A 3559-nucleotide genomic window follows, 5' to 3' on the forward strand; every position below is an offset into this window, starting at 1 on the left:
GTCTCTCCAGTTGTCCGAAGTTCCACGAGAACAAGCTCGAGACGTGGTGCGTGCGCCAGAGCGGCAAGCGGCGCGGAGCATGGCTCTAACAATTCGTTCAAGCCGACGCCGCTTCGCGGCGCGGCTTAAATCAGGTGTTAGGCGGCAGCCGGAAAACGGTCGTGAGTGAAGTAAAAGCCAAGGTCCCGACCGGCCTCGTCTCGTCCGGTCTCGCAGCCATCGTGTGTTTCGCCACGCTTGTAGCGATCTCATGGTCTATCGCCAGAGATCTGCGTCTCGCCGTCAACTTGGCACCGCTCTTTCTCGCGGCATCAGTGGTTGTCGGCGCGGTGGCAGTCCCCTTTCGCAAGAGACACAAGCTCATTGCAGCGGTCATCGGGGCCGCGGGCGGAGGGTTATCTGCCGTGCTCATGGTGGCAGTAGCCACCATCTGACGTATCCTGCCGCCTAACAATTCGTCCAAGCCGACGCCGCTTCGCAGCGCGGCTTAACTCAGGTGTTAGGCCGCTGAACATGGCAATCGAGTCCGCCGCAAACAAAGTCCACTGGAACTACTTCCTCGCGCTTGAGCGCGATCTGGAAAGCGCAGCGCGTTACGTGGAGTTCGCAGAAGCGAACATGGCTACGTATTCCATCGAGTTTGCACACCTGCTGTTTGCTGCCGCATCCGAAGCCGATGTGGTCGCGAAGCTTCTTTGTAAAAAACTCGCCGCTGACATGCCTCGAGGAAACATTGACCACTATCGGGCCGCACTGAAACAGCATTTGCCGGAAGTCGTGACAACTCCGGTGCTGGTTCCGCGTTACGGGCTGACTCTTCACCCTTGGTCGAACTGGGCTGAGGAGAAGAATCCGGCTTGGTGGCGGAGCTACAACAACGTCAAGCACGAGCGGGACAGCCACTATGCGGAGGCCACCCTCAAGAATGCTCTGAATTCCCTAGCCGGGCTTATGGTCCTCGTGCTTCACCACTACAGCAGCGCGCCACTTGTGTCCGGCGTATCACTAGATCGGCGCGAAACCACGCGGTATCTACTGCCCGAATCGTCTCTGCTGCGCTTTCCAGAGGACTATTACTACGATGTGCTCATTTGCGGTTGAGCGGCAGCGGCCTAACAATTCGTCCAAGCCGACACCGCTTCGCGGTGCGGCTTAACTCAGGTGTTAGGCCGCATTGGAACGGTCAATGTTCTGTGCGGCAGGCGGGCTAGCGAGTAAGCACTCCCCGGCTGGTCTTTCCGCCACTGACGGTCTTCGCCCCGGATCGCCCGCCGCGACGGACATACTCGCCGTCATCTCCTTCGACCCATGCAGGCCGCTCGGACGCAGCCCTTTCGGCAAGGCTCGGCTCCAGGTGTGCCCGTCCCGCTCTTGCAGTAGTGTCTCGGCTGTCGGTCGCTTCGAGTGGGCTCGGGGCAGTTGCCTCGGCATCCTCGCCAATTCGGCCTAACAATTCGTCCAAGCCGAACCCGCTTTGTAGCTCCGGAACTCCAGATGGGTTCTCGGGCGGGTCGGCTTAACTCAAGGTGTTAGGCCGCATTGGAACAGGCCATGTTCTGTGCGGAAGGCCGGCTAGCCGGTTCCACGCCCCAGCGGCTCTTTCGTTGACCCCTGCTCTTCGCCCCGGATCGTCCACCGGGTCGGACTCACTCGCTGTCACTTCCATAGGTCGCCGCAGGCCGCTCGGGTGCGCCCCTTTCGGTAGGGCCCGGCCCCAGGTGTGCTCTGCCCGGTCTTGCAGTAGTGTCTCGGCTGTCGGCCGCTTGGCCGGTGGGTCGGGCAGCTGCCCGAGCATCCTCACCAATTCGGCCTAACAATTCGTCCAAGCCGACGCCGCTTCGCGGCGCGGCTTAACTCAGGTGTTAGGCGCGAGCAGCTGCATGCGTCACACTTGTGTACTACAAAACCTCTGGGGAGAGGGTCGTGGATCAGAAAAACTCGCCACACGTGCAAGTCGCCATGCTGCTGCTCATCGTTGGTCTGGCCTGCGTAACAATCGGCACCACCATGGATGAGCCCATGTGGCTCAGGTTCATGGTTTTAGGCTTGGGGGCAGCGCTCAATATTGCTGCGGCGGTACGTCTGCTTTCCAAGCGCTCAGTCACATAGGCGCTGCCGGCGGCGTGCGCAGCGCCCGCGAGCTCGCGCCTAACAATTCGTCCAAGCCGAAACCGCTTCGCGGTTCGGCTTAACTCAGGTGTTAGGCGCGTTCTGCTGACTACAACGTTTGTGGAGATCTCATGGTCTGGCTGGCTATAGCCGCGTTCATCGCCGTGGTGCATGTTGCGGCAGTCATTCTGGGCCGGCGCACGACCGATACCTTGCAACAAACTGCCTTTACGTCCGGCCTGCTGGGCTTGTTTAGCTTCCCGCTTTTGCTCTACGTTGGGCTCAAGAGCATATGCGTCGCAGGCGCTTGCGGCCACGGTCAACCTGTGAGCTTCTACCTTGCGTTAGCTCTGTTCGTGGTTTCTGCGGTCGTTTCGGGTGCCTCGGTCGCCGTCCTTGCTGTCCGTCGGTCACGCGCCTAACAATTCGTCCAAGCCGACGCCGCTTCGCGGCGCGGCTTAACTCAGGTGTTAGCACTCATGACAGATTCTCGTTTCCGACTTCTCATGGTCGCCTCTCTCGGACTGCTTCTGCTTGGAGTCGCAGCAGATCTCAGTGTCCTGTACAGCGGTGTGGCCTCGGCCCAAGATCTCGCCCCGTGGAGTAAGGCTGGAACCGCGGGCGCCGTACTTTCTATTGCCTGGCTAATGCTATTCGGCGCCGGGTTCGTCGGCATGTACCTGTTCCAGTCCTGGGCGCGCCACCTGTCGTTAGCGGTCGCCGTTGCACTTCCTCTGCTCGGCACGGTCGTGTCAGCCGTCTCGGGCAGCGGCACAGGCCTGCCGCCTACATCTGCGTACTCGGCACCCGCGATTGAGCTTTCGCATCTGGCTTGGGGTGCGGTACTCGCGCTGGCTTATTGCTCGCCTGTGAGCCTGCGGTTCCGTGCTAACAATTCGTCCAAGCCGAACCTGCTTCGCAGGTCGGCTTAACTCAGGTGTTAGGCGGGCAGCACTGGCTGACTTGGTCGGTGCAGCTCTGCTCGGCCTCAGACTACAACCGCACTCGGGCAAAGGCGCCGCAGTTTTCGTCGCAGCGCCCGCAACTTCGGTCGGGACGGCTGGCTGCCTTCGGACACATCGGACCTCAAGCTTTCTGGGCCCGCGCCCGGCTGGGTTCTCGGGCCTAACTGAAAGCGTTACGCACTGTGGTTCCCTAGCGGGCGCTTGTCCTGCAGCCGCCGCCGAGTTGACTGCCTTCGGACGCTACGGACGGGTAAGATCGGCTCGTTGCTGTGACGGCTCGGCGCGACCTCAAGCTTTCTTCCGGGCCAGCGAGTGTCCAAGCACTTCGGACGCTTTCGGGCCTAACAACGCGTTCAAGCCGAAACCGCTTCGCGGTTCGGCTTAACTTGGGTGTTAGCCGTATGAGGCGCTTGCCCTTTAACACAACGCCAGCGCGTGGCCGCCTGTACAACGTCGCGACGTGGGTAGCGGGTGTACTTCTCGGG

General features: G+C 61.1%; 4 protein-coding genes. All 4 read left to right on the forward strand.

Annotation, left to right across the window (positions count from 1 at the left end; all coding sequences use genetic code 11):
• Window positions 1-161 precede the first annotated feature (161 nt).
• Window positions 162-434 carry a hypothetical protein gene (locus tag ACFFGH_RS34155; RefSeq protein ID WP_386677374.1) on the forward strand — a complete coding sequence of 91 codons (273 nt, stop codon included), beginning with the start codon at window positions 162-164 and terminating at the stop codon, window positions 432-434.
• 79 nt (window positions 435-513) lie between these two features.
• Complete coding sequence (locus tag ACFFGH_RS34160; protein WP_386677376.1) at window positions 514-1101, forward strand: hypothetical protein; 588 nt, start codon at window positions 514-516, stop codon at window positions 1099-1101.
• 822 nt (window positions 1102-1923) lie between these two features.
• Entirely contained in the window at window positions 1924-2109 is a 186-nt protein-coding gene (locus ACFFGH_RS34165; protein WP_386677378.1) for a hypothetical protein, read from the forward strand.
• A 131-nt stretch (window positions 2110-2240) separates the two neighbouring features.
• A complete protein-coding gene (locus tag ACFFGH_RS34170) occupies window positions 2241-2531 on the forward strand; it encodes a hypothetical protein (RefSeq protein WP_386677380.1) in 291 nt (96 codons plus the stop codon).
• Window positions 2532-3559: the final 1028 nt, after the last annotated feature.

The organism is Lysobacter korlensis (assembly GCF_042434515.1).

What these genes read in the sequence shown, in the direction of transcription:
- ACFFGH_RS34170 (WP_386677380.1), top strand. Translation starts at nt 2,241, where the DNA reads ATGGTCTGGCTGGCTATAGCCGCGTTCATCGCCGTGGTGCATGTTGCG.
- ACFFGH_RS34160 (WP_386677376.1), top strand. Translation starts at nt 514, where the DNA reads ATGGCAATCGAGTCCGCCGCAAACAAAGTCCACTGGAACTACTTCCTC.